The organism is Novosphingobium sp. 9U (assembly GCF_902506425.1).
Classification (GTDB): Bacteria; Pseudomonadota; Alphaproteobacteria; order Sphingomonadales; family Sphingomonadaceae; genus Novosphingobium.
Genome location: NZ_LR732484.1, coordinates 1 through 2,533 on the forward strand (window position 1 = coordinate 1; position 2,533 = coordinate 2,533).

The 2,533-nt window shown below is 61.7% G+C and carries 3 protein-coding genes and 2 pseudogenes; 3 read left to right on the plus strand and 2 right to left on the minus strand.

Annotation, left to right across the window (positions count from 1 at the left end; genetic code table 11):
- Positions 1–125 (minus strand): annotated as a pseudogene (locus GV044_RS13985) (IS3 family transposase); the annotation flags it as partial.
- 73 nt (positions 126–198) lie between these two features.
- Between GV044_RS13985 and GV044_RS13990 the strand changes: the two are divergent.
- The gene (locus tag GV044_RS13990; RefSeq protein ID WP_159871872.1) at positions 199–1,230 is read left to right on the plus strand and encodes an IS110 family transposase; all 1,032 of its coding nucleotides are present in this window, start codon (positions 199–201) and stop codon (positions 1,228–1,230) included.
- A gap of 252 nt (positions 1,231–1,482) precedes the next feature.
- On the opposite strand, the pseudogene GV044_RS13995 reads toward GV044_RS13990, so the two are convergent.
- Positions 1,483–1,818, minus strand: a pseudogene (locus tag GV044_RS13995) (transposase); the annotation flags it as partial.
- 91 nt (positions 1,819–1,909) lie between these two features.
- Here GV044_RS13995 and GV044_RS22535 point away from each other — a divergent pair.
- Together GV044_RS22535 and GV044_RS14000 are read left to right on the plus strand one after the other, a co-directional pair.
- Complete coding sequence (locus GV044_RS22535; protein ID WP_256377272.1) at positions 1,910–2,035, plus strand: hypothetical protein; 126 nt, start codon at positions 1,910–1,912, stop codon at positions 2,033–2,035.
- Positions 2,032–2,484 carry a phage holin family protein gene (locus GV044_RS14000; RefSeq protein WP_159871875.1) on the plus strand — a complete coding sequence of 151 codons (453 nt, stop codon included), beginning with the start codon at positions 2,032–2,034 and terminating at the stop codon, positions 2,482–2,484. Before GV044_RS22535 ends, GV044_RS14000 begins: the two co-directional genes overlap by 4 nt.
- Positions 2,485–2,533: the final 49 nt, after the last annotated feature.

Below are 2,533 nucleotides of genomic sequence, written 5' to 3' on the forward strand. Positions count from 1 at the left end.
GGGCCACGCGGCCGGCTCGTGCCTTTCAATCTCTCCAGCACCGCCGATCGCGAGACGCCGAGCGTCTGTGCGATCGCCTTCACGGCAAATCGTCCTCTAAGGGCGAGCGCATGAGCAAGGTCGGTTTATGGGATGGCCCGCCCCTTTTCCCCGGCTTCGGATATGATGCCGGTGCTTGAGAAGGAAAGGAGCGGACCGATGTCTATTGTGATCCTTGGCGTTGATCTGGGCAAGAATGCCTGCAGCGTGGTGGGCGTCGATGCGGCAGGCGCTGTGATCGTACGCAGGTCAATGCGGCGCCAGACGCTGATCGACTATGTGGCCAAGCTTCCGACGTGCGTGGTTGCGATGGAAGCATGCTGCGGGGCCCATCATCTGGGGCGCCTTTTTGCCGCACACGGACACGAGATCAGGCTGATGTCGCCGGAGTACGTGCGCCCATATGTCAAAGCGCAGAAGAATGATGATCGTGATGCAGAGGGGATCGCTGAGGCGGCCTCGCGTCCAACCATGCGTTTCGTCGAACTCAAGACTCAGGAGCAGTTGGACATTCAGACACTCCACCGCGTCCGTTCCCGCCTGGTGGCCGAGCGCAGGAGCCTGATCAATCAACTGCGGGCGATCCTGCTGGAGCGCGGGACGATTTTCCCGGTTGGGCGACGCAAGCTGGAACTCGGCATTGATGCGATGCTGGCTGACGGGGATACGACATTGTCACCACGGCTGCGCCAGCTCGTGGGCGAACTGCGCGCCGAGTGGCGCGGCCTCGATGCAAGGATCGAAGCTCTGAACGGCGAGTTCATCGAGATGGCTCGTAATGACGAGAATGCGCGGCGGCTCACGTCCATCCCGGGCGTCGGAGTACTGAACGCAACCGCCCTTATCGCAGCGGTCGGCGATGCCAGCAGCTTTGCCAAGGCGCGAGATCTGGGTGCATGGCTCGGACTGGTGCCACGGCAACACACGACAGGAGGCAAGCCACGGCTGCTCGGCATCTCCAAGCGCGGCAACACCTACTTACGGACTTCGCTCATTCACGGCGCAAGAGCGGCACTACCATCATTGTCGCAAAGCGAGACCCCACTGGGACGCTGGCTGAAAGGCATGATCGAGCGCGGTATCCACCGCAATGCGATCGTCGTCGCATTGGCCAACAAGCTGGCGCGGATTGCTTGGGCAGCCTTGCGCAAGGGAGCAACTTTCGAGCGCGGCTACCCAGTCGCGGCATAACCTGATCGGCCGCATGCACGCCCGTGCGTAGGCCAACGATGTTTGCAGGAAGGATCGTGAAGATGGCCTGACAGTCGATCGGCGTCTGGAAAGCCCGGCCAAAAAATGGCACTCGTTGCCGATGTGTTTATTGAGGCTCCAGGCGCGCGGATGTCCATCTTGGCCATGGGTTACCCATGAGACCGCATACGTTGACGCAGACTGATCAGATCACCTCAAAATCTCGCTTGCAGACGGGGCGGGCCATACGTTTTTTGGGCGCACCTTGTCCAGCGCTTCCTTCAGGATCTCGACTTCCATGGTCTTGCGGCCGAGCTGACGCTCAAGCTCGCGGATGCGCTGATCCATCTGCCGGACGAGCCGGTTGCTGGTCACATCGTCGTCGCCGGTCACCGCGACACTGCCTCCTTCGAGCATTAGCCGCCGCCAACGATACAGCAGGTTGGCCGACACGCCATTACGGCGCGCCACGACCGATATGCTGGCACTGCCGTCCAGCGTCTCCTCTACGATCCGCAGCTTCTCCGCAGCCGACCAGAAGCGGCGACGCCCGCCATCAGCGATAACCTCAAATCCAGACATAAGCATGTGCTCAGGGGATAGCCCCAAGCCTCCATTCTATGCCTGAGGGGTGCCCGGACGAAACGGGGGCCAGCTCACAAAGCAACAGGCGTCACCTGTGCCGCAATCTTACGCGACGTACTCCCCTGAGGGCACCGGCGCGGCCAAGCCGATGATGAGCTTTACCGACGGTGGCGGCGCCGCGAGCCCGGTGTCTCCGGCAAATTTGGAAACCTCGCTATGAACAACGAGCCAACACCTTTCCCAGGCAGTGGGTCACGCACCGGAGCAGGGTCCGGACAACCTCAGGACAACATCGTCGACTTGGTGCGGCAGCTCACCAGCCAAGGCTCGCACCTGGCCGAACAGCAGCTTCAACTCATCCTCGCCGAAGTCCGCGAGACCACGAATGACCTGAAGGTCGCCGTGGGTGGCATGCTCGGCGCGGCTGTCGTCGGCATAGCCGGCCTGGGTGTCGTCCTGATGGGTCTCGCCTATCTGTTAGGCGACGCGATCGAGAATCTTGGCCTCGCCACGCTGATCGTCGGGATCGTGACTCTCGTCGTTGCAGCCATCCTTTATGCCAGCGCACGCAAGAAGATGAACGCTGCGCATCTCTCGCCAGAGCGGAGCCGCAGGACGCTTGAGCGTACACCTGATGCCGTCCGCGGCGACCTCACTTCTGGAGCATAAGCCATGACCGACCAGACCTACCAGGATCCTGCGGAGATCGAAGCTGACA

Coding starts and splice junctions, on each gene's coding strand:
- GV044_RS14000 (WP_159871875.1), top strand. CDS start 2,032: ATGAACAACGAGCCAACACCTTTCCCAGGCAGTGGGTCACGCACCGGA.
- GV044_RS13990 (WP_159871872.1), top strand. CDS start 199: ATGTCTATTGTGATCCTTGGCGTTGATCTGGGCAAGAATGCCTGCAGC.